Source organism: Ligilactobacillus sp. 110_WCHN, assembly GCF_030518115.1.
GTDB classification, from domain to species: Bacteria; Bacillota; Bacilli; order Lactobacillales; family Lactobacillaceae; genus Ligilactobacillus; species Ligilactobacillus aviarius_C.
Genome location: NZ_JAULLI010000004.1, coordinates 55,950 through 76,397, shown reverse-complemented (window position 1 = coordinate 76,397; position 20,448 = coordinate 55,950). Strand labels below are relative to the sequence as shown.

At 41.6% G+C, this 20,448-nt stretch carries 23 protein-coding genes; 22 read left to right on the top strand and 1 reads right to left on the bottom strand.

From position 1 onward, the window contains the following. Positions 1–13 precede the first annotated feature (13 nt). The 20 genes from prfA (at position 14) to Q3C15_RS02380 (ending at position 17,513) form a co-directional block, all read left to right on the top strand. Positions 14–1,099, top strand: coding sequence for a peptide chain release factor 1 (gene prfA / locus Q3C15_RS02475; RefSeq protein WP_057826847.1), 1,086 nt, complete (start codon positions 14–16; stop codon positions 1,097–1,099). Further along, positions 1,092–1,931, top strand: coding sequence for a peptide chain release factor N(5)-glutamine methyltransferase (gene prmC, locus Q3C15_RS02470; protein ID WP_204778987.1), 840 nt, complete (start codon positions 1,092–1,094; stop codon positions 1,929–1,931). Before prfA ends, prmC begins: the two co-directional genes overlap by 8 nt. Before the next feature lie 17 nt (positions 1,932–1,948). Next, entirely contained in the window at positions 1,949–2,947 is a 999-nt protein-coding gene (locus tag Q3C15_RS02465) for an L-threonylcarbamoyladenylate synthase (protein ID WP_057826849.1), read from the top strand. Positions 2,948–3,006: 59 nt separating this feature from the next. Further along, the gene (gene upp, locus Q3C15_RS02460) at positions 3,007–3,636 is read left to right on the top strand and encodes a uracil phosphoribosyltransferase (RefSeq protein WP_057826850.1); all 630 of its coding nucleotides are present in this window, start codon (positions 3,007–3,009) and stop codon (positions 3,634–3,636) included. Positions 3,637–3,934: 298 nt separating this feature from the next. Beyond that, entirely contained in the window at positions 3,935–4,654 is a 720-nt protein-coding gene (atpB, locus tag Q3C15_RS02455) for a F0F1 ATP synthase subunit A (RefSeq protein ID WP_302703896.1), read from the top strand. A 22-nt stretch (positions 4,655–4,676) separates the two neighbouring features. Continuing rightward, positions 4,677–4,898 (top strand): F0F1 ATP synthase subunit C, encoded by a 222-nt coding sequence (gene atpE, locus Q3C15_RS02450; RefSeq protein WP_057826852.1) that lies wholly within the window; start codon positions 4,677–4,679, stop codon positions 4,896–4,898. A gap of 42 nt (positions 4,899–4,940) precedes the next feature. Beyond that, positions 4,941–5,462 (top strand): F0F1 ATP synthase subunit B, encoded by a 522-nt coding sequence (gene atpF / locus Q3C15_RS02445; RefSeq protein WP_302703892.1) that lies wholly within the window; start codon positions 4,941–4,943, stop codon positions 5,460–5,462. Next, positions 5,449–5,994: an ATP synthase F1 subunit delta gene (gene atpH / locus Q3C15_RS02440; RefSeq protein WP_302703886.1), complete on the top strand. Its 546-nt coding sequence runs from the start codon at positions 5,449–5,451 to the stop codon at positions 5,992–5,994. The genes atpF and atpH overlap by 14 nt, the downstream gene beginning before the upstream one ends. Positions 5,995–6,009: 15 nt before the next feature. Continuing rightward, a complete protein-coding gene (gene atpA, locus Q3C15_RS02435; protein ID WP_204778990.1) occupies positions 6,010–7,521 on the top strand; it encodes a F0F1 ATP synthase subunit alpha in 1,512 nt (503 codons plus the stop codon). An 18-nt stretch (positions 7,522–7,539) separates the two neighbouring features. After that, a complete protein-coding gene (locus Q3C15_RS02430; RefSeq protein ID WP_204778991.1) occupies positions 7,540–8,496 on the top strand; it encodes a F0F1 ATP synthase subunit gamma in 957 nt (318 codons plus the stop codon). A gap of 18 nt (positions 8,497–8,514) precedes the next feature. Next, positions 8,515–9,921, top strand: a complete 1,407-nt coding sequence (atpD, locus tag Q3C15_RS02425) for a F0F1 ATP synthase subunit beta (protein WP_057826857.1) — start codon at positions 8,515–8,517, stop codon at positions 9,919–9,921. A 14-nt stretch (positions 9,922–9,935) separates the two neighbouring features. Next, on the top strand, positions 9,936–10,355 hold the full coding sequence (locus tag Q3C15_RS02420; protein WP_064207914.1) for a F0F1 ATP synthase subunit epsilon: 420 nt from the start codon (positions 9,936–9,938) through the stop codon (positions 10,353–10,355). A gap of 225 nt (positions 10,356–10,580) precedes the next feature. Next, positions 10,581–10,811 carry a DUF1146 family protein gene (locus Q3C15_RS02415; protein WP_057826859.1) on the top strand — a complete coding sequence of 77 codons (231 nt, stop codon included), beginning with the start codon at positions 10,581–10,583 and terminating at the stop codon, positions 10,809–10,811. A gap of 13 nt (positions 10,812–10,824) precedes the next feature. After that, complete coding sequence (gene murA / locus Q3C15_RS02410) at positions 10,825–12,129, top strand: UDP-N-acetylglucosamine 1-carboxyvinyltransferase (RefSeq protein WP_064207915.1); 1,305 nt, start codon at positions 10,825–10,827, stop codon at positions 12,127–12,129. 156 nt (positions 12,130–12,285) lie between these two features. Then, positions 12,286–13,281 (top strand): rod shape-determining protein, encoded by a 996-nt coding sequence (locus tag Q3C15_RS02405; protein WP_057826861.1) that lies wholly within the window; start codon positions 12,286–12,288, stop codon positions 13,279–13,281. 5 nt (positions 13,282–13,286) lie between these two features. Beyond that, complete coding sequence (gene yidD / locus Q3C15_RS02400; RefSeq protein ID WP_057826862.1) at positions 13,287–13,583, top strand: membrane protein insertion efficiency factor YidD; 297 nt, start codon at positions 13,287–13,289, stop codon at positions 13,581–13,583. Positions 13,584–13,601: 18 nt separating this feature from the next. Further along, a complete protein-coding gene (locus Q3C15_RS02395; RefSeq protein WP_057826863.1) occupies positions 13,602–13,820 on the top strand; it encodes a DUF2969 domain-containing protein in 219 nt (72 codons plus the stop codon). Positions 13,821–13,846: 26 nt separating this feature from the next. Further along, positions 13,847–15,049 carry an FtsW/RodA/SpoVE family cell cycle protein gene (locus Q3C15_RS02390; RefSeq protein WP_282458743.1) on the top strand — a complete coding sequence of 401 codons (1,203 nt, stop codon included), beginning with the start codon at positions 13,847–13,849 and terminating at the stop codon, positions 15,047–15,049. Between the two features lie 228 nt (positions 15,050–15,277). After that, positions 15,278–16,267, top strand: a complete 990-nt coding sequence (locus Q3C15_RS02385) for a DNA-processing protein DprA (RefSeq protein WP_283601319.1) — start codon at positions 15,278–15,280, stop codon at positions 16,265–16,267. A gap of 91 nt (positions 16,268–16,358) precedes the next feature. Continuing rightward, positions 16,359–17,513 carry a D-alanine--D-alanine ligase family protein gene (locus Q3C15_RS02380; RefSeq protein ID WP_204778996.1) on the top strand — a complete coding sequence of 385 codons (1,155 nt, stop codon included), beginning with the start codon at positions 16,359–16,361 and terminating at the stop codon, positions 17,511–17,513. 35 nt (positions 17,514–17,548) lie between these two features. Here Q3C15_RS02380 and Q3C15_RS02375 read toward each other — a convergent pair whose 3' ends face one another. Beyond that, a complete protein-coding gene (locus Q3C15_RS02375) occupies positions 17,549–18,214 on the bottom strand; it encodes a DUF1361 domain-containing protein (RefSeq protein ID WP_289554833.1) in 666 nt (221 codons plus the stop codon). A 184-nt stretch (positions 18,215–18,398) separates the two neighbouring features. On the opposite strand from Q3C15_RS02375, the gene cdaA reads away from it, so the two are divergent. Both cdaA and Q3C15_RS02365 read left to right on the top strand, forming a co-directional pair. Then, positions 18,399–19,289, top strand: a complete 891-nt coding sequence (gene cdaA, locus Q3C15_RS02370; RefSeq protein ID WP_289554832.1) for a diadenylate cyclase CdaA — start codon at positions 18,399–18,401, stop codon at positions 19,287–19,289. Next, positions 19,286–20,323: a YbbR-like domain-containing protein gene (locus Q3C15_RS02365; protein WP_302703874.1), complete on the top strand. Its 1,038-nt coding sequence runs from the start codon at positions 19,286–19,288 to the stop codon at positions 20,321–20,323. The genes cdaA and Q3C15_RS02365 overlap by 4 nt, the downstream gene beginning before the upstream one ends. Positions 20,324–20,448 lie beyond the last annotated feature (125 nt).

Below are 20,448 nucleotides of genomic sequence, written 5' to 3'. Positions count from 1 at the left end.
AATGGAGGACAAGATGGATAAGTTATTTGATCGTTTACAAATGCTCGAAGACCGTTACGAAGAGCTGGGCGAATTGCTTTCTGATCCGGATGTAATTGCTGATACGCAACGGTTCACTAAGCTTTCAAAGGAAATGGCCGATTTGCGCGAAACCGTTGAAAAGTACAACCAGTATAAGAAGGTTACGCAGCAGATCAAAGATGATGAGGAAATGTTGAATGCCGGTTTAGATGATGAAGAAATGGCATCAATGGTCAAGGATGAACTGGCAGATTCAAAGGCTGAAAAGGAAAAACTTGAAGAAGAAATTAAGATTCTTTTGATTCCCAAAGACCCGAATGATGAAAAGAACATCATCATGGAAATCCGGGGAGCTGCCGGCGGGGACGAAGCAAGTTTGTTTGCAGCAGATTTATACAACATGTACACCCGCTATGCCGAAAAACAAGGTTGGTCAGTGCAAATCGTTGATAAAACTCCAACCGAAGTCGGCGGATTCAAACAAGTCGTATTGCTGATCAACGGGAAAAATGTTTATTCGAAATTAAAATATGAAAGCGGCGCTCACCGGGTTCAACGGGTTCCCGTTACTGAATCAGCTGGCCGGGTCCACACTTCAACCGCAACGGTCGGGGTAATGCCGGAAGAAGAGGACGTTGAAATCGAAATTGATCCTAAGGATATTCGGGTCGATGTTTTCCGGTCGTCAGGTGCCGGTGGTCAGCATATTAACAAGACTTCATCAGCTGTTCGAATGACGCACTTGCCGACTGGAATCGTAGTTTCAATGCAAGACCAACGTTCACAGCAACAAAACCGGGAAAAGGCAATGCAGATTTTGAAAGCCCGGGTTTACGATTACTACAAGACCCAAGAACAAAGTGAATACGACGAAAACCGGAAGTCAGCCATTGGAACTGGAGACCGGTCAGAACGAATTCGGACATATAATTACCCGCAAAACCGGGTTACGGATCACCGGATCGGATTGACATTGAATAAGTTGGATAAGATCATGAACGGTGATTTAGATGACATTATTGATGCGTTAGTATTGTATGATCAAACTAAGGCATTGGAGAAATTGCAAAATGAATAATGCAGTAAATTATTTTAAGGCCCGTCAATGGGCTTTTTCTTTTATTGAAGCGCACGGATTGGAAGCGGATGCCGCTGATTTACTGTTGTGCGATCAGATGGGATGGAATGAAGCCCAACTGTTGATGCATTTTCGCGATCCAATGCCGGATGAGGAATGGCAGCAGTATCAGACAAACGTTCAAAAGTTTGTTGACGGTTGGCCAGCCCAATACCTTACGGGCAAGGCATTTTTTTACGGTCTGCAGCTTAAAGTAACTGAAGCAACCTTGATTCCGCGCCCGGAAACGGAGGAACTGGTTGATTGGATCTTAGCGGATTATGATGAGCAGCCGATCAACTTGCTGGATGTTGGTACCGGAACGGGCGCAATCGGCTTGGCGCTTAAAGCTCAACGCCCAACCTGGGACGTAACGTTAAGCGATATTTCGACTGATGCGTTGGCCGTTGCCAAACAGAATGCGACGGTGCTAAATGAATCTGTCAAATTTGTCCAAAGTGATCTTTTAAATGACGTGGATGGAAAATACGATGTGATCGTTTCGAATCCCCCGTATATTGCTGAAGACGAACGGAAGTACATGGACCGCAGTGTTTTAGAACACGAACCGGAACTTGCGTTATTTGCACCGCATCACGGTTTGGCAATTTATCAGCGAATTGCTGCGGAATGTTCCTCGTATTTAAAACCGCATACCCGAATGTATTTTGAAATCGGGTTTCATCAGGGACAAGCGGTCAAACAAATTTTTGAAAAGCAGTTTCCGCAAGCAAGCGTTGAAGTGCGCCAAGATATCAATCATCATGACCGGATGGTGCGGGTCAAATTTTAAGAAAGGAAATCAAACGAATGGAAATTACTAAAATTTATAAACCAGATGAAGTTGCGCAAGCAGCAAAAGAAATTCAACTTGGAGAATTAATTGCGTTTCCAACTGAAACCGTCTATGGATTGGGGGCAGATGCAACCAATGAAAAGGCTGTTCGACGGGTTTTCCAAGCTAAGGGCCGGCCAGCCGATAACCCGTTAAACGTTACGGTGTGTTCAACGGCAATGGTTGAACGGTTTGTTGGGGAGATCAATGAATGGGGGCAAAAGCTGATCAAGCAATTTTGGCCAGGACCGTTGACGCTGATCTTTAAAACCTTGCCGCATGCGTTAGCTCCAGTTGTTACGGGCGGATTACCAACCGCTGCCTTTCGGATGCCGGATAATCAAGTAACGCTGAAAATGATCGAACTAGCAGGAACCCCAATCGTTGGACCGTCTGCTAATTCATCGGGCAAGCCAAGCCCGACGACCGCTGAGCATGTTTTTCATGATATGGAAGGCAAGATTGCGGGCATCGTTGATGACGGACCAACCGCAGTCGGCGTAGAATCAACGATCATTGATTTAAGCGGGGACACGCCGGTTATTATTCGCCCAGGAGCAATCAGCACGAAAGAAATTGAAGATGTTCTTGGAACCAGGGTTTTACTGAAGGACAGCAAGGATGCCGCTCCCGCAGCCAAATACAAGCATTATAATCCGGATGCTCAAGTTTTGATGGTCAATGATCAAGATTGGGATCAAGTTGACCAATGGCTTAAAGATCAGGATCAAAAGGTAGCGGTAATGGCAACGGATAAGGTGTTAGCTTCGCTTTCAAATGCTGAACTTCAATTCAGTTTAGGGCAAGATGTGCAATCGGCAAGCAAAGAATTCTTTGCAGGGATCCGGCATTTAGACAATGATGAACATGCCAAAATGATCCTCGTTCAAAAGTTTCCAACAACCGGTTTAGGGGAAGCCTACATGAACCGCTTGGAAAAAGCCAGCGGAAATCAAACTTGGGGTTTAGAGTAGCAAAATTATTTAATATCCGATAAAATAGGACTGAATAAAAATTAAAGGAGATGTTTGAAATGGGAAAGTTTGAAGTTTTAGATCACCCATTAATTCAACACAAATTAACGATTATTCGAAACAAGGATTGCGGAACACGGGAATTTCGGGAAGTTGTCAACGAAATTGCCGAATTGATGGTTTACGAAGTTTGCCGTGATATGCCGCTTGAAGATATTGAGGTTGAAACCCCAGTTGCAACGGCCGTTGAAAAACGGCTGGCTGGGAAAAAGGTCGTTGTCGTTCCAATTTTGCGGGCAGGACTCGGAATGGTCGATGGCGTCCTTGAATTATTGCCAGCCGCAAAGGTCGGTCACATCGGAATGTACCGGGATGAAGAAACCCTTCAACCGCACGAATACTTTGTCAAGATGCCAGATCACCTTGATAAACGGGAAATGATCATCGTTGATCCAATGTTGGCAACTGGCGGCTCAGCCATTGCAGCCGTTGATGCATTGAAGAAGCGGGGCGCCAAATCGATTCGGTTTGTTTGCTTAGTCGCTGCTCCAGAAGGAGTCAAGGCTTTGCGGGAAGCTCACCCGGACATCGATGTTTACGCTGCTGCATTGGATGATCACTTAAACGAAAATGGTTACATTGTTCCCGGATTAGGCGATGCCGGTGACCGGCTCTTTGGAACAAAATAATAGCCGAATATTATAGTTGTTAATTAATCTATAAATTCTATTAATAAAGTTTAAGAAAATCAAAATGTGATTATACCGCGATTTTTTTGTGACGTTTTATGCTTATAAAGCGTTTACATCAAATTTTTAAAATACGTTTAAATGGTGGTGCTACGCCTTTAAATTGGTTTTGTATTTAATAAAAATGGTGGTATGATGAAAAATGTATTCAGAGATTGTCCATCTTTGGATCGAAATCATTTTATGGTTCGACCGTAATGTTTTCAACCTTATTACAATTGAAAAGAGGTGAGACTTGGTGTTTGATGACGGAAGTAAAATTGTCAAGCTATTCGGGCTCTCATTTAACGTCGGGAACTGTGTCGCTGGACTTGTTACAGCAATTATTGTATGTGCCGTTTTAATTTGGCTTTCACGCAACTTGCAGATGAAGCCGACCGGCAAGCAGAATATTCTCGAATGGATCGTTGACTTTACAAATGGAATTGTAAAATCAGCGATTCCCGATGCCCAAGGAAGTAATTACGGATTGTTCGCATTCGTACTTTTCGTATTTATTTTCGTTGCTAACCAATTAGGATTGATCATCCAGTTTGTAATTGGGGATGTTACATATATAAAGAGTCCAACTGCTTCGCCAATGACGACATTAACGTTGGCATTTATGGTTCTTGTTATTTCACATATTGCTGGGGTTAACCGCTTTGGATTTAAAGGGTATGTCAAAAATACATTTTTAAGTCCAATGCCGGTATTGTTTCCAATTAAGATTTTAGAGCAATTTACAAACTTCATTACTCTTGCTCTTCGTCTTTATGGTAACATCTACGCTGGTGAAGTATTACTTAAGTTAGTTTTCCAAATGGCTCAATCTCATGGGATTTTAACATTTATCCCAGCAATGCCATTAGAAATGATTTGGCAAGGATTCTCCGTCTTTATTGGAGCAATTCAAGCCTATGTCTTTGTAACATTGGCAATGGTTTACATTTCACAAAAGGTCGAAAAAGAGGCCTGATATTTTAAGGAGGAATTATATTATGACAGGTTTAGCATTATTAGGTGCAGGGATTGCTGCGGGACTTGCTGCGATTGGTACTGGTGTTGGTAACGGAATGGTTATTTCAAAGATGTTGGAATCAATGGCTCGTCAGCCAGAATTAAGTGGTCAATTACGGACAAACATGTTCATTGGTGTTGGTTTGATCGAAGCTGTCCCGATCATTGCAATCGTTATTGCGTTCATGTTGTTAGTTAAATAACGATCTTTCATGAAATCCATAACGGATAGGAGGTGTCAATAGATGTATTCGACATTTTTACTTGGTGATGCAGGGGTACAATGGGGGGATTTCCTCTTCTACCTTATTATGTTCATTATCATGTTGCTGATCGTTAAGCACTTTGCATGGGGTCCTGTCACAAAGATGATGGATAAACGTGCAACGAAGATTTCAAACGACATTGATTCTGCTGAAAAGGCCCGGAAAGAAGCTGAAGACCTTGCTGCAAAACGGCAAACGGCTTTGGAAAACTCACGGACAGAAGCCGCTGGAATCATTGACCGCGCAAAACAAAACGGTGAACAACAAGAAGCTTCAATTGTAAATGCTGCAAATGAAGAAGTTAAAACAATGAAGGCCAATGCCAAGAAAGATATTCAACAAGAAAAGCAAGATGCTTTATCAAGTGTAAAGAACGATGTCGCTGAATTATCTATTGAAATTGCTTCGAAGATTATTCAAAAAGAACTAACACCTGAAAGTCAAAAGGAATTAGTTGATTCATATATTGAAGGGTTGGGAAAGCAAAATGGCAATAGATAATGCAACAATTGCACGTCGTTATGGCAATGCCCTTTTTGAAGTTGCTCAAGATCAAAATTCACTTGCTGAAACGGCAGCTGAATTAAATGGATTGAAAGCAGCTTTAAATCAAGAACCTGGATTTGTTAACTTTATGACAAGTCCGCAAATCGATGAAAAAGCAAAGAAAGATACTCTTTCTGCGTTAACTGCAAATGCTTCAGCATTGGTTTCTAATCTGCTCAACATGTTATTTGACTACCGGCGGATCAGTAACTTAGAAGCAATCATTGATGAATTTAACAGATTTTATGATCAAGACCGCAAAGTCGTTCGGGCCGTTGTACGGACAGCCGTTGAATTAGATAATCAACAAAAGAATACTCTTGCAAAGAAGTTTGCTGAGGTTGAAGGTGCAAACCAAGTTATCTTGGATGCAAAGGTTGATCCATCGATCATTGGCGGGGTTGTCATGCAATCTGAAAGTCATATTTATGATGGTTCGATTAAGACGAAGCTTGAAAAGATCAAGCGTCTGTTACTAAAACGTTAAAGAGGTGAGACTTTTATGAGCATTAAGGCTGAGGAAATCAGTGCTCTTATTAAGAAACAATTAGCAGATTATAAAGATGAATTATCTGTTGATGAAGTTGGTACTGTTACTTATGTTGGTGATGGTATTGCTCGTGCTAACGGTCTCGATAATGCCTTGTCTGGTGAATTGGTAGAGTTCCAAAATGGAGTATTTGGTATGGCTCAAAACTTGGAATCAACAGATGTTGGGATCGTTGTTTTGGGTGACTACAAGGGAATTCGCGAAGGTGATACTGTTAAGCGGACTGGCCGGATCATGGAAGTTCCTGTTGGGGACGCATTGATCGGTCGGGTCGTAAACCCATTAGGACAACCAATTGATGGATTAGGCGAAATTAAAACCGATAAGACACGTCCAGTAGAACGAAAAGCTCCGGGGGTTATGGAACGGCAATCTGTTTCAGAACCACTTCAAACTGGGATCAAAGCGATCGATGCTTTAGTTCCGATTGGTCGGGGCCAGCGTGAATTGATTATCGGTGACCGGAAGACTGGGAAGACATCATTGGCAATCGATACGATCTTGAACCAAAAGGATCAAAATATGATTTGTATCTACGTTGCGATTGGACAGAAGGAATCAACTGTTCGTGAACAAGTTGAAACATTACGTAAGTTTGGCGCAATGGACTACACGATCGTTGTTTCAGCTGGTCCTTCAGAACCTGCTCCAATGCTTTACATCGCTCCATATGCCGGAGCCGCAATGGGTGAAGAGTTCATGTTCAACGGCAAACACGTTTTGATCGTTTATGATGACTTAACAAAGCAGGCTGATGCTTACCGTGAACTTTCATTGATTTTGAGAAGACCTCCTGGCCGTGAAGCTTACCCAGGTGACGTTTTCTACCTGCACTCACGTTTGCTTGAACGGGCTGCTAAGTTAAGTGATGAACTTGGTGGCGGATCAATGACTGCTTTGCCATTCATTGAAACAAAAGCCGGGGACGTTTCAGCATACATTCCAACTAACGTTATTTCGATCACTGATGGACAGATTTTCTTGGACAGTGATAAGTTCTATGCTGGGGTTCGTCCTGCTATCGATGCCGGGACTTCGGTTTCACGTGTTGGTGGTGACGCTCAGATCAAAGCCATGAAGAAAGTTGCCGGAACATTACGTTTGGACTTAGCTTCATACGCTGAATTGGAATCATTTACTCAATTCGGTTCAGACTTGGACGAAGCTACGCAAGCTAAGTTGAATCGTGGTCGTCGGACAATTGAAGTTTTGAAGCAACCATTACATAAACCACTTCCTGTTGAAAAACAAGTTGTGATCCTTTATGCATTGACTCACGGCTTCTTAGACTCAGTTGTGATCGATGATATTACGAAGTTCCAAGACGGATTGTTTGACTACTTCGACAATAATCACAAAGACTTGCTTGACGAAATTAAGAAGACTGGTCAATTACCAGATACAGCAAAACTTGATGCTGCCATCAAGGACTATGCTGATACTTTCCAAGCAAGCAACAAATAGAAAGGGTGGTGAAGGCTGATGGCTGGTTCATTACAAAGTGTTAAGCGTCGGATCAATTCGACCAAGAAAACACAGCAAATCACAAATGCCATGCAAATGGTATCAACTGTAAAGTTGAATCAAATTCAAAGACATACAGCAAGTTATCAAGTCTATGCCGCCAAGATTCGGAGTGTAATCACTCACCTTGCTAAATCACACTTACTGGATAGCATTTCAGTAAGCAACTCATCAAAGAAGAGCGACGATCCGATGAGTTCATTGGGAATGTTGCAACAACGGCCGGTCAAAAAGGTCGGAATTGTTGTAATCACATCAGACCGGGGCTTAGTTGGAAGCTACAATAGTACGGTATTAAAACAAACAATGACGTTGATTGATAACGTAAGTCAAGCTGACAACAAGAAAGATGACATTGTGATCTTAGCAATTGGTTCAACTGGTGCAGATTTCTTTAAGCAACGCGGATTTAACATTGGATACGAATATCAAGGTGTTAATGATGTGCCGAAGTTTAAAGAAGTTCGGCCAATTGTTCAAGCAATCGTTACGATGTTTACAAGCGGAGCATTCGATAAGTTGTACGTTTGCTACAACCACTTCGTAAACACCTTAACGTCAGAATTTCGTGCTGAACAGATGCTTCCAATTACCGCTGAAAACGTTGGTGATTTGGAAAATGACGGACTTGAAGATGCCAAGGAAGGTCAATTAGCTCCAGCATACGATGCCGAACCATCCCAAAATGCAATTTTGGAAGTTGTTTTGCCGCAATATGCTGAAAGCTTGGTATATGGCGCAATCTTGGATGCCAAGACATCAGAACATGCTTCAAGTTCAACAGCAATGAAATCTGCTTCAGATAATGCAGATGACATTATTTCAACCTTGCAATTGCAATACAACCGTGCACGGCAGAGTGCAATTACAACTGAAATTACTGAAATTACAGGTGCTCAAGCTGCCTTAGAATAAAATTAGGAGGAATTACGAATGAGTTCTGGTAAAGTAGTACAAGTTATCGGACCTGTTGTTGACGTTGAATTTCCTCTAAATGAATCTTTACCTGAAATTGACAACGCGCTTCACGTAAAACGTGAAGATGGTTCAGACTTGGTTCTTGAAGTTGCCCTTGAATTAGGGGACGGAGTTATGCGGACGGTTGCCATGGATTCAACTGATGGGTTGAAGCGTGGCGCAGAAGTTATTGACTCAGGTTCATCAATTTCTGTTCCAGTTGGTAAAGATACTTTAGGACGGGTATTTAACGTTTTAGGTGACACGATCGATAACGGTCCTAAATTTAGTGAAGATCATCGTCGTGATCCAATTCACCGCAATGCTCCAGCATACGATCAATTGAATCCAGGGACTGAAGTTTTGGAAACAGGGATCAAGGTTATTGATTTGCTTGCTCCATACATCAGAGGTGGAAAGATTGGTTTGTTCGGTGGTGCCGGTGTTGGGAAGACTGTTTTGATTCAGGAATTAATCCACAACATTGCTGAAGAACACAGTGGGATCTCAGTATTTACCGGTGTTGGTGAACGGACACGTGAAGGGAACGACCTTTACTTTGAAATGAAGGAATCAGGCGTTTTGGATAAAACAGCCATGGTATTCGGTCAAATGAACGAACCACCTGGTGCCCGGATGCGGGTTGCTTTGACTGGTTTAACAATTGCTGAATACTTCCGTGACGTTGAAGGTCAAGATGTTTTGCTCTTCATCGATAACATTTTCCGGTTCACTCAGGCTGGTTCAGAAGTTTCAGCCTTGCTTGGACGGATTCCTTCAGCCGTAGGTTACCAACCAACGTTGGCTACTGAAATGGGTCAATTACAGGAACGGATCACTTCAACCAAGAAGGGTTCAATCACTTCAATTCAAGCGGTTTATGTTCCTGCCGATGACTATACTGACCCTGCTCCAGCAACAACTTTCGCTCACTTGGATGCCACAACTAACTTGGAACGTTCATTGACACAACAAGGGATTTACCCAGCCGTAGACCCGCTTGCTTCAACTTCAAGTGCGTTGGCTCCTGAAATTGTTGGTGAAGAACACTATCAAGTAGCAACCGAAGTTCAACACGTATTGCAACGTTATCGTGAATTGCAAGATATCATTTCAATTCTTGGAATGGATGAATTATCTGATGAAGAAAAATTAACGGTTGCACGTGCACGGCGAATCCAATTGTTCTTATCACAAAACTTCCACGTTGCTGCTAAGTTCAATGGATTCCCGGGATCATACGTAACAGTTGAACAAACAGTTCAAGGATTCAAGGAAATTCTTGAAGGGAAGTATGATGATCTTCCAGAAGAAGCATTTCGGAGTGTCGGAACAATTGAAGATGTTGTAAAGAAAGCTAAGAAATTGGCAGCTAATGCTTAAGGAGGGAACGTCAAATGAGTGACAAACCTGAATTAACAGTATCTGTTGTAACTCCAGATGGTGAAGTTTATGAAAACAAGACTACTTTGGCGATCTGTAAGACTGCTGAAGGTGAACTTGGAATTATGCCGAACCATACTCCTGTGTTAGCTTCATTGGCAATCGATGAAGTACGGGTCAAGACTGGAGAAGATCAATACGATGAAATTGCCATTGGCGGTGGATTCTTAGAATTTTCAAATAACGTCCTTTCAATCGTTGCTTCAGCAGCTGAAAGAAAAGAAAATATTGATACATCACGGGCAGAACGTGCGCGTGACCGGGCAAAAGAACGGATCGAAAAGGCACAAAATGAACATGATGCAAAAGAATTAAAGCGGGCTGAAATTTCATTGAAGCGGGCTTTAAACCGGATCAAGGTTTCAGGTCATTAGTGAAATTAAGCTTTTAACTAAACATAGAGGTTATGACGAAAGTCATAGCCTCTTTTTCTATAATTTAATTAATTTAATTACGAATATTAAGTTAATCTAAAAATTAATGTTATTTGATATAAAAGGGTGTATATTAATTAGGTATGCAAGATATACTTATCATTAATATTGTTATTTAAAAGACAGTTATGATATTATAATTGCGAACTGAGAGGTGAGGGGTTAATGAGACAAATTGGATTAAACGCGTTACTGACGATCATCAGCAACTTTACTTTTATCCTGATCACATTTAAAATCTTGCGCGATTTGCGCTTGGATTACTATGTTAATAAGGAACGGCAACGGACTTTTCGGCTGTTTCTGATTTTAGTTTCAACAGCTCTAGGCTTCTTAGTAAGTCAATTTTTCCTAAACTTCATCGATAGTGTACGAAATTTAGGATATCTATTGTAATGGAGGATTCGACTTGGAAAAAATTATTGTTCGCGGCGGAAACAAGTTAAACGGAACGGTTGAAATTGAAGGCGCAAAGAACGCGGTATTACCAATTTTAGCTGCATCAATTCTTCCAACTGAAGGCCGCACGGTTTTACATAACGTCCCGATTTTATCAGATGTATTTACAATGAATAATGTGATCCGCTTTTTAAATGTTAAAGTTGGATTTGATGAAGATCAAAAAGAAATTACGGTTGATTCAACCGATGAATTATCATATGAAGCACCATTCAAATATGTTTCAAAGATGCGGGCTTCAATCGTTGTTTTAGGTCCGCTCTTGGCCCGGGTTAAACATGCGAAGGTTGCAATGCCGGGCGGATGTGCAATTGGTTCCCGGCCGATTGATTTACATTTAAAGGGATTGGAAGCAATGGGGGCCAAGATCATCCGCAACGATGGTTACATTGAAGCAACGACCGATGGATTAAAGGGAGCAAATATTTACCTTGATTTTCCAAGTGTTGGTGCAACCCAAAACATTATGATGGCCGCAACCTTAGCCAAGGGAACAACGATTATTGAAAACGTTGCCCGGGAACCTGAAATCGTTGATCTTGCCAACTTCTTAAATAAGATGGGGGCCCACGTAACAGGTGCTGGAACAGAAACAATCAAGGTTGTTGGTGTTGATCACCTTCACGGGGTTGAACACACGGTCGTTCAAGATCGGATCGAAGCCGGAACATTTATGGTTGCCGCTGCAATCACCAATGGGAATGTTTTGATCAAAGATGCCGTTGAAGAACACAACAAACCATTGATTTCTAAGCTTGAAGAAATGGGTGCGCAAGTAATTCGGGAAGATGACGGTATTCGGGTAATCGGACCGGAAAAACTTAAACCGGCAGACGTGAAGACAATGCCGCACCCCGGTTTCCCAACTGATATGCAACCGCAAATCAGTGTTGCGCAGTTAGCAGCTGATGGGACAAGCACATTAACGGAAACGGTCTTTGAAAACCGGTTCATGCACCTGGAAGAATTACGGCGAATGAATGCCGACTTTAAGGTTGAAGGCAATGCCGCTGTCTTGAACGGTCCAACAAACTTTAGCGGGTCTGAAGTTGCTGCAACTGACTTGCGGGCCGCTGCTGCGTTGATCCTTGCTGGGTTAATCGCAAAGGGCATCACGCAAGTAACCCATTTGGAATATCTTGATCGGGGATACTGGCACTTTAATCAAAAGCTTGCTTCATTGGGTGCAGAAATCAAGCGGGTCAATGATATTACCGGAAACGAAATGAAAATCAACAGCGAAGTTAAAAATTAATCAAATTATTAAGTAATAAGGGGCTGGATTTTGGAACAGTCCCTTTTTTGGTACTAACAATTATCTTGATTTTACGTGAATTCAAAAATGATTCTATGGTATAATAATCGAGATATATCCTTAATTTTGAGTAATGATTATTAAAGGAGAATTGCTATGGCAAAAGACATTGGGATTGACTTGGGTACAGCCAATGTGCTGATCAATATCCAAGGTGAAGGAATTGTATTAAACGAACCTTCAGTAGTAGCTGTCAATTCAAAATCAAATAAGGTTCTGGCTGTTGGATCAGAAGCTTATCAAATGGTTGGCCGAACACCGGGAAGTATCCGGGCAATCCGTCCGTTAAAAGACGGAGTGATCGCAGATTTTGATATTACGGAACAAATGCTTTCATACTTCATTAAGAAGCTGAATGTTAAGGGGTTCATGTCAAAACCAAATATTATGATCTGCTGCCCAACGAATACAACGGACGTTGAACATAAGGCAATTCGCCAAGTTGCTGAAAAAATTGGCGGCGGACAGGTTTATTTGGAACTTGAACCAAAAGTTTCGGCTGTTGGAGCTGGCTTAGATATCTTCAAACCGTTTGGAAACATGGTCATCGATATTGGTGGGGGAACAAGTGATATTGCGTTCCTTTCATTAGGTGATATTGTTGCCAGCCGATCATTGAAGATTGCCGGTGACCGGTTGAACATGGATATTTTAAACTTTGTAAAGAAGAAGTATAATTTACAAATTGGTGAACGGACTGCTGAAAAGGTAAAAATCGAAATTGGGACGGTTGTTCCAGGACACCGGAATGAAGAAATCGATGTTCGTGGCCGGGATACAGTTTCAGGACTGCCCCGGACAATTACCTTGAAGTCTGACGATGTTGAACCAACGTTGAATGAAACCATGATGAACGTTGTTGAAGCAGCAAAGGATGTCTTAGGAGTAATTCCGCCTGAACTTGCAGCCGATATCATCGATCATGGAATCATGATGACGGGTGGCGGTGCATTGCTTGACGGCATGGACCAATTACTGATGGATAATTTAAACATTCCGGTTAATATTTCAGATACACCGTTAGATGATGTTGCTGTCGGAACGGGAATTTTGCTTGAAAAAATTCTTGGCAGCGAAAATCAAAAGAGATAATCGAAATGTTTAAACGTATTTTTACGTGGATCATCCATCAGTATCAACGGTTTATTTCACCGTTGTTTCCGCCAAGTTGTCGGTATTACCCGACATGTTCGAACTATGCTTTGCAGGCAATTCAAAAGTTTGGAGCATTGAAAGGCGGCTTGATGGCTGCAGCGCGCATTTTACGGTGTAATCCGTTTGTAAAGGGTGGATATGATCCCGTTCCAGATCATTTCAGCTTGCAGCGAAATGAAAGCTGGAAAGATGATCCCAATGAAAATTTCTTTTACAATGAAGAACATTTAAATAAATAACTTTAAGGAGGTAAGCGTGTGTCAAAAAAAACTAAAACGATTGAATTAGTTGAAGATGAAAAGGTAATCAATGGGGTAACGGTTGCTGAATTAAAATTAGGTGAAAAGTCTTTGGGAACGGTCAAACCTGAAGATGATAAGTTTACTGCCAGTCTTCCAGATGGTGAAAAGTTCAGTGTGAAAAGCCATTCAGAAGCAGTTAATATTTTGATCAGTCATTACCATTTACACTCATAGGATGATTACGCAAAGGAGCTTTTAAATTGGGTAATACGAAAAATAACCGGCGGGTAAAAAGTAATGATGACCGGATCGACTGGGGAATCATTTTCTCAGTTCTTGTTTTAGCCGTAATCGGGATGCTTTCAATTTACGTTGCTGTTAAGCACGATACAAGTAATGCGAGTGTAACTAAAACATTAGTCTCACAAGCAATGTGGTATGTCTTCGGAATCATCGCGGTCGTGATCATCATGCAGTTTGACGCCGAGCAGTTATGGAAAGTGGCTCCGGTTGCTTACGGCATCGGAATCACACTGATGTTCCTGTTGCTTTTCCTGTATAGTCGTTCGTATGCGGCTCAAACAGGGGCGAAAAGTTGGTTTGCAATCGGATCATTGACTTTCCAGCCGTCTGAAGTGATGAAACCCGCGTATATTCTGATGCTGGCGCGGGTAATTGCCGAGCATAATTCCTTGTATCCGGAGCATACGATTGAAACGGATTGGAAGCTGCTTGGTAAAATGTTTCTCTGGACGTTGCCGATCGTTATTTTGTTAAAACTTCAAAATGACTTTGGGACAACGTTGGTTTTCTTAGCAATTTTCGGCGGAATGGTTTTAATTTCCGGGATTTCATGGCGCATCATTGTTCCAATCTTTGGGGCATTCTTCGTTATTGGAGCAATCGCAATTTACTTTGCGGTCTTTAACCGGGGAGTGCTGTTGCACTTAGGATTCCAAAACTACCAGTTCCAACGGATTGATGCTTGGTTGCACCCCGAAGATAACACGACCGGTTCAAGTTACCAGTTATGGCGGAGTATTGAAGCCATTGGTTCTGGTCAGTTATTTGGAAAAGGGTTCAACGTTTCAAACGTTTACGTTCCTGTTCGGGAATCTGATATGATTTTCTCGGTTATCGGGGAAAACTTTGGTTTTATTGGTGGATGTGTCTTGATTTTCATCTATCTGTTATTGATTTTCCAAATGGTTCAAGTAACATTTGAAACCCGGAATGAATTTTACGCATACATTTCAACCGGGGTTATTATGATGATTTTATTCCACGTATTTGAAAACATTGGAATGAGTATCGGATTACTTCCGTTAACGGGGATTCCATTACCATTTATTAGTCAAGGGGGGTCTTCGTTGATCGGGAACATGATTGGGATCGGCCTGATCATGTCGATGAGGTATCACCATAAGAGTTACATGTTTAGTAATAATTCAGATTTTAATTAAGGTGTGACAAAACGTTCAAAACGAGCGTGGTGGAAGTAGAAAAGCGAACGAATCGCGTCAGCGTCGATTAGGAGGTTTTCGAACTTCCAAGTAGCTCGTTTGTTTTGGAACCCGATTATAAAGAAGGTTGCGGCTTCGGTCGCAACCTTTTTTAATGCGTTTAATTTCTAAAATATTTCGATAACCTTTATACTTAGAATAGTAATTTATGGAATAAGAGGAATTAAAATGGATAGCGATCAACTTACAGAATTAATTTTAGCTTTGCAAATGATCAAGGGCGTTGGTCCGAAGACGGTGTTGAAGTTTTTTGACACCGTTAAGCCGCGGCTGATTTTGGAAAACTTCCGGAATATGCATCGTAATTCGACAATCAATCGGCGGATCAACGAAGGATCTTTGGATTATCAAAAATGGAAAAACATGCTTGCGGATGCCCGGAAATTAATGGAAAAGACCCGCAGTTACGGAATCCAAATTTTAAACTATCAAGATGCAGATTATCCGGACAACTTGCGGAGCTTGAACCATTACCCGTTGATCATTTACGTCAAGGGAAACGTTAAGGCTCTTCAAGGACCGTCAGTAGGATTTATTGGAACCCGGCGGCCAACGGAACTCGGTTATAAAATGGCAGAACGGATGGCATACCAATTTGCGAAGGATGGCCTGACCGTTGTCAGCGGGTTATCGGTTGGAACGAATACGGCGGCGCACACCGGCGCATTGAAAGCTGGCGGAACAACGGTTGCGATTTTAGGTCACAGTTTGGAGCAGCCGATCTATCCGAAAGAAAATAAGGATTTTGCTCAAGAAATCATTGATAACGGCGGTGCATTAATGTCAACCTACAGCCTGGGGGCAATCGTCCGGCGGCAATTCTTAGCAGCCCGTGATGAATGGGAAAGCGGTCTTGCGGATGGTTTAGTAGTTGTTGAAACCGATCAAAACGGGAAGACGGAATCCGCTTTGCAACACGCGTTCAAACAGGGACGACCGGTCGGAATGCTTGATCACAGTCAATGTCCGAAAATCGATGATGTTATGAAAATCGAACAGGCAATCGGAAATCAGGAATTTATCCGGAAAAAACGGGCAATGCCGTTATGGGATATTGATAGCCTTCACCGGTTTGAAGCTACCATGGCAAAATCCCGCGAAGAATTTTTAAAGAAGAGCAAGCGGCACAAACGCCTGGCTGAAATTCGTCTTTTTTAAGGGCAATTGGGTGCAGATGATAATAAATTATGCTATACTTAGGTTTCAAGTTATGTACGAACAAAATTTTAAACAAAAGGTGATTAAGTAAATGGATAGCAAAAAGAAATTACATATTGCATTATTCTTTGGCGGAAACTCATCTGAACATGACGTTTCAAAGCGTTCGGCTCACAACATTTATGACGCTTTAGACAAAGACAAATACGAAGTTTCAGTCTTCATGTTTACGAAGCAAGGTTTCTTACTTGGTAACAAAGACTCTCTTCGGATTTTCAATGGCGAACCAGAGGATGAAGTGGTTGCAGAAGCAACGAAGGACGTTGACTTTTCAAATCCGTTAGCAAACATCCAAAACTTATCTGAAGTAAAGGATGTTGATGTCTTCTATCCGGTAATTCACGGAAACATGGGGGAAGACGGAACGATCCAAGGTCTTTTCCGCTTATTGAATAAGCCATGGATCGGAAGTGGAATTGCTTCATCAGCTAATTCATTTGATAAGGATTTAACCAAGCAATTATTAACGTTGCACGGAGTTCGGAACACAAAGTACTTTGTCGTTACACCTGAAACGGTTGATGAACATCCATATAGCAAGGCTAAGGAAGAATTAGGCGACGTAATGTTTGTTAAACCTGCTCGTCAAGGTTCTTCAGTCGGAATCAACAAGGTCAAGACTGAACAAGAATACAACGATGCGATTCAAGAAGCCTTCCGTTACGACTACAAGGTAATGGTCGAAGAAGCCATCAAGAATCCGCGGGAAGTTGAATGTTCAGTCCTTGGAAACCGCAATCCGAAGTACTCAAAGCTTGGTGCGGTTGACGTCAATGGGGATGAATTCTACGACTACAACAACAAGTTCGTTGATGCTTCAGGCGTTGTCTTCAAGATTCCAGTTGATTTACCAGAAAAATTAACAAAAGAAATCCAAGAAATGTCAGTTAAGGCATTTAAAGCCTTGGATAACCGTGGTTTAGCCCGGATGGACTTCTTAGTTGATGAAAATGGTGTTCCATACTTAGGTGAAGTAAATACTTTGCCAGGCTTTACTAACATTTCACTTTACCCTCAATTATGGGAAGTTTCAGGAATCAGTTATTCAGATTTAATTGATAAGTTGATTCAACTCGCAATCGACGAATTCAACGACAATGCTAAACTTCACTATGACTTTACTGAATTAGGTTCAGAAAAATTAGGTAAAGGATTATTAGACAAGAACGGAAAGCACCGTGATTAAAAAATAAGCTGTGATTTTACATCACAGCTTATTTTTTATTCTTCAAATTTATTAAACGTTGAGCGGTAAATATTCATCACTAACCAGATCAATGCTTGGAAGACGGCAATCAAGATGACAAAAACCAGCATGCGGATATTCCACATTTGGATCAAGTCGTTGATCACGCCGTGCGGATCCATGAACAGGTAAACGGTGTGAAGCCGTAAGAACCGGCCAATGTAAACCCCAATCGAAGAAGCAAGGATCAAAATCCCAACGATCGAAATTTCAAAAAACGGACTGTTCTTTTTGAACCGCTTGGCGATCACCTTGCTGACACATGAAAGACTCCAAACGCCAAAAAGACTGGACATTAAAGCACTGAATACTAAGTTGCCATAGTGCCACCAAATGCGAAGCTTAAAGACCATCAATCCGGTAACGGCATTGTAAGGATTGATTTTTGCCAAGTGGAAGAGGTCAGTTAAAACGTATGGGGCGTTCGGATAGAATAACAACCATAAAATAAACAGAATTACAAACAACCAGCGGGGCTGCTTTTCGTTGATGTGCATTCCAATTTCGATCGGAATGTATGCCAGGAAAGTATTCAGCAACAGAAAACTATAGACTGCTTTTTCCGATGCGATTACGCCGCCAATGTACAGCATGTAGAAGATAAATAGTAACCGTACGATCCATTGAACTTTTTTATTCATTGAAAACACCTCGGCTTGAAGAAAGTTCAAAAAGTATTATTACCATTGTACCAATTTTGGAATGGCTTTGCAGGTAAAAAAATCAATTTAATGAATAGTTAATGAGAATTAACTGTTTGTTGCGGTTTCTTAAAAGTATTTTCATGATACAATTATAATATATATGCTGAACGAGGAGGATAAAATGGGATTCTTAAGCAGTATTTTTACCTGGCAGCACTTTATTAATTTGTTGGATATTGCGGTTGTTTGGTATGCAATTTACAAATTGATGATGCTTTTACGCGGAACGAAGGCGGTTCAACTTTTCAAAGGCGTTTTGGTGATCATCGTTATTAAATTAATCAGTTGGTATTTAGGACTGCGAACGGTTTCATGGATCACAGACCAAATTATCAATTGGGGAATCATTGCGATCATCGTAATTTTTCAACCGGAAATTCGGCGCGGCCTTGAGCACCTGGGACGTGGGTCACTGTTTTTTAATAATAAAAAGAAGCAGAATGAAGCCCAAGAAAAAATGATTCAAGCCCTTGATAAGGCGATTCAATACATGTCAAAACGACGGATCGGGGCTTTGATGACGATCGAAATGAATACCGGACTTGAAGATTACATTGAGACTGGGATTCCGTTAGATGCAGATGTTAGCGGTGAATTGCTGATTAATATTTTCATTCCAAACACGCCGTTGCACGATGGTGCAGTAATTATCAAAAATAACCGGATTGCCGTTGCAGCGGCATATTTGCCGCTTTCAGAAAGTAATTTGATTCCGAAAGAATTGGGGACGCGGCACCGGGCGGCTGTCGGAATCAGTGAAGTAACGGATGCGTTGACGATCGTTATTTCAGAAGAAACCGGCGCGGTTACGATCACTAAGAACAATGAATTGATTCGGAATTTGACCCGGCAGGATTATTTAAAACTGCTGCATAACGAATTAGTTCCGGCAGAAGAGAAGAAACAGAAGAATATTTTTGGGCGGTTCTTTAACAAGATGAAAGTCCGGAAAGAAAACCGGAATAGTCACGCAGCAGGGCATACATCTCATAAGAGGGGGCGGAAACATTGAAATTCAGTAAATTGTCAAACACAAAATTTGTATATTCCATTATTTCCTTGATTTTTGCATGCTTCCTCTTTGGGTATGTGACGACTGATACGGGCGCAAATACAAGTGGCGCCGCCAATAAAACAACTTTATCGACTCAGAAATCAGCAACGGTTACGGTGCCGTTAAAGGTAAATGTCAGTTCCAAATATTTTGTTGAAGGTTATCCGGAAAACGTTAAGGTCAAGATCAACGGACCGGCAGCCCTTGTTCAAACTGCGGAAAATACGAAGAACTTTCAGGCATATGCTGATTTGGAAGGGTTGAAACCCGGGAAACACACCGTTAAATTAAAGGTTTCAGGAGTTAGTCATGAATTAAGCGCTAACGTGCAACCGGCAAAAGTAACGGTTACGATCAGTAAGAAGGCAACAGCAACCTTCCCAATTCAAGTTCGTTTTGATTCGACTTTGATTGGGAATGGGTATGCGGCGGGGATTGCTTCAAGCAACTATTCACGGGCCAAAGTGATTGGCTCGCGCAGCTCGATCAACGCGGTAACAAACGTAGTCGCCAATGTCAGTTTGCCAGAGGGCGTTCAACATTCAGTTACGCAAAACGTAACGCTTGAAGCGCTTGATGAAAACGGCAAGCCGTTGAACGTTGTAATTGAACCGACAACGATCAAGGCGACGGTTCCGATTTATGCGGCAACCACAACCAAGAAGGTCAATGTCCACTTAGTTGCTAGTGGCGGCGGCGATAATACGAAAAATTACAGTTTGTCAACAGATACGAAGACCGTTACGGTAACGGGAACGAAGCAGGCGTTAAGCCGGTTGCAAAGTTTGAACGTGGCTGTTCCCGTTAGCGGGGTAACATCGAATACAACGAAGACGGTTCCGATTGACACCATTCAAAATGGAATCATCGCAGTTAGCCCAAGTTCGATTAATGTTCAGATCACGGTTTCAGGTCAAGAAAATCAAAATTCAACGCAAAGTAGTCAAAATATGACATCAGAAATGGATAGTGTTCAAAGTCATGACCAATAATTTATAATTTTTTACATGATATTTCCATGCTTTGTAAAGATTATTAAGCTATTTACGCTAAAAACTTAAGATGTAGTAAAGAAAAAGGCTTATTAGATGACTTAAGATAATTGAGCGACTATACT

What these genes read in the sequence shown, in the direction of transcription:
- prfA (WP_057826847.1), top strand. Translation starts at nt 14, where the DNA reads ATGGATAAGTTATTTGATCGTTTACAAATGCTCGAAGACCGTTACGAA.
- prmC (WP_204778987.1), top strand. Translation starts at nt 1,092, where the DNA reads ATGAATAATGCAGTAAATTATTTTAAGGCCCGTCAATGGGCTTTTTCT.
- Q3C15_RS02465 (WP_057826849.1), top strand. Translation starts at nt 1,949, where the DNA reads ATGGAAATTACTAAAATTTATAAACCAGATGAAGTTGCGCAAGCAGCA.
- upp (WP_057826850.1), top strand. Translation starts at nt 3,007, where the DNA reads ATGGGAAAGTTTGAAGTTTTAGATCACCCATTAATTCAACACAAATTA.
- atpE (WP_057826852.1), top strand. Translation starts at nt 4,677, where the DNA reads ATGACAGGTTTAGCATTATTAGGTGCAGGGATTGCTGCGGGACTTGCT.
- atpF (WP_302703892.1), top strand. Translation starts at nt 4,941, where the DNA reads ATGTATTCGACATTTTTACTTGGTGATGCAGGGGTACAATGGGGGGAT.
- atpH (WP_302703886.1), top strand. Translation starts at nt 5,449, where the DNA reads ATGGCAATAGATAATGCAACAATTGCACGTCGTTATGGCAATGCCCTT.
- atpA (WP_204778990.1), top strand. Translation starts at nt 6,010, where the DNA reads ATGAGCATTAAGGCTGAGGAAATCAGTGCTCTTATTAAGAAACAATTA.
- Q3C15_RS02430 (WP_204778991.1), top strand. Translation starts at nt 7,540, where the DNA reads ATGGCTGGTTCATTACAAAGTGTTAAGCGTCGGATCAATTCGACCAAG.
- atpD (WP_057826857.1), top strand. Translation starts at nt 8,515, where the DNA reads ATGAGTTCTGGTAAAGTAGTACAAGTTATCGGACCTGTTGTTGACGTT.
- Q3C15_RS02420 (WP_064207914.1), top strand. Translation starts at nt 9,936, where the DNA reads ATGAGTGACAAACCTGAATTAACAGTATCTGTTGTAACTCCAGATGGT.
- Q3C15_RS02415 (WP_057826859.1), top strand. Translation starts at nt 10,581, where the DNA reads ATGAGACAAATTGGATTAAACGCGTTACTGACGATCATCAGCAACTTT.
- Q3C15_RS02405 (WP_057826861.1), top strand. Translation starts at nt 12,286, where the DNA reads ATGGCAAAAGACATTGGGATTGACTTGGGTACAGCCAATGTGCTGATC.
- yidD (WP_057826862.1), top strand. Translation starts at nt 13,287, where the DNA reads ATGTTTAAACGTATTTTTACGTGGATCATCCATCAGTATCAACGGTTT.
- Q3C15_RS02385 (WP_283601319.1), top strand. Translation starts at nt 15,278, where the DNA reads ATGGATAGCGATCAACTTACAGAATTAATTTTAGCTTTGCAAATGATC.
- Q3C15_RS02380 (WP_204778996.1), top strand. Translation starts at nt 16,359, where the DNA reads ATGGATAGCAAAAAGAAATTACATATTGCATTATTCTTTGGCGGAAAC.
- Q3C15_RS02375 (WP_289554833.1), bottom strand. Translation starts at nt 18,214, where the DNA reads ATGAATAAAAAAGTTCAATGGATCGTACGGTTACTATTTATCTTCTAC.
- cdaA (WP_289554832.1), top strand. Translation starts at nt 18,399, where the DNA reads ATGGGATTCTTAAGCAGTATTTTTACCTGGCAGCACTTTATTAATTTG.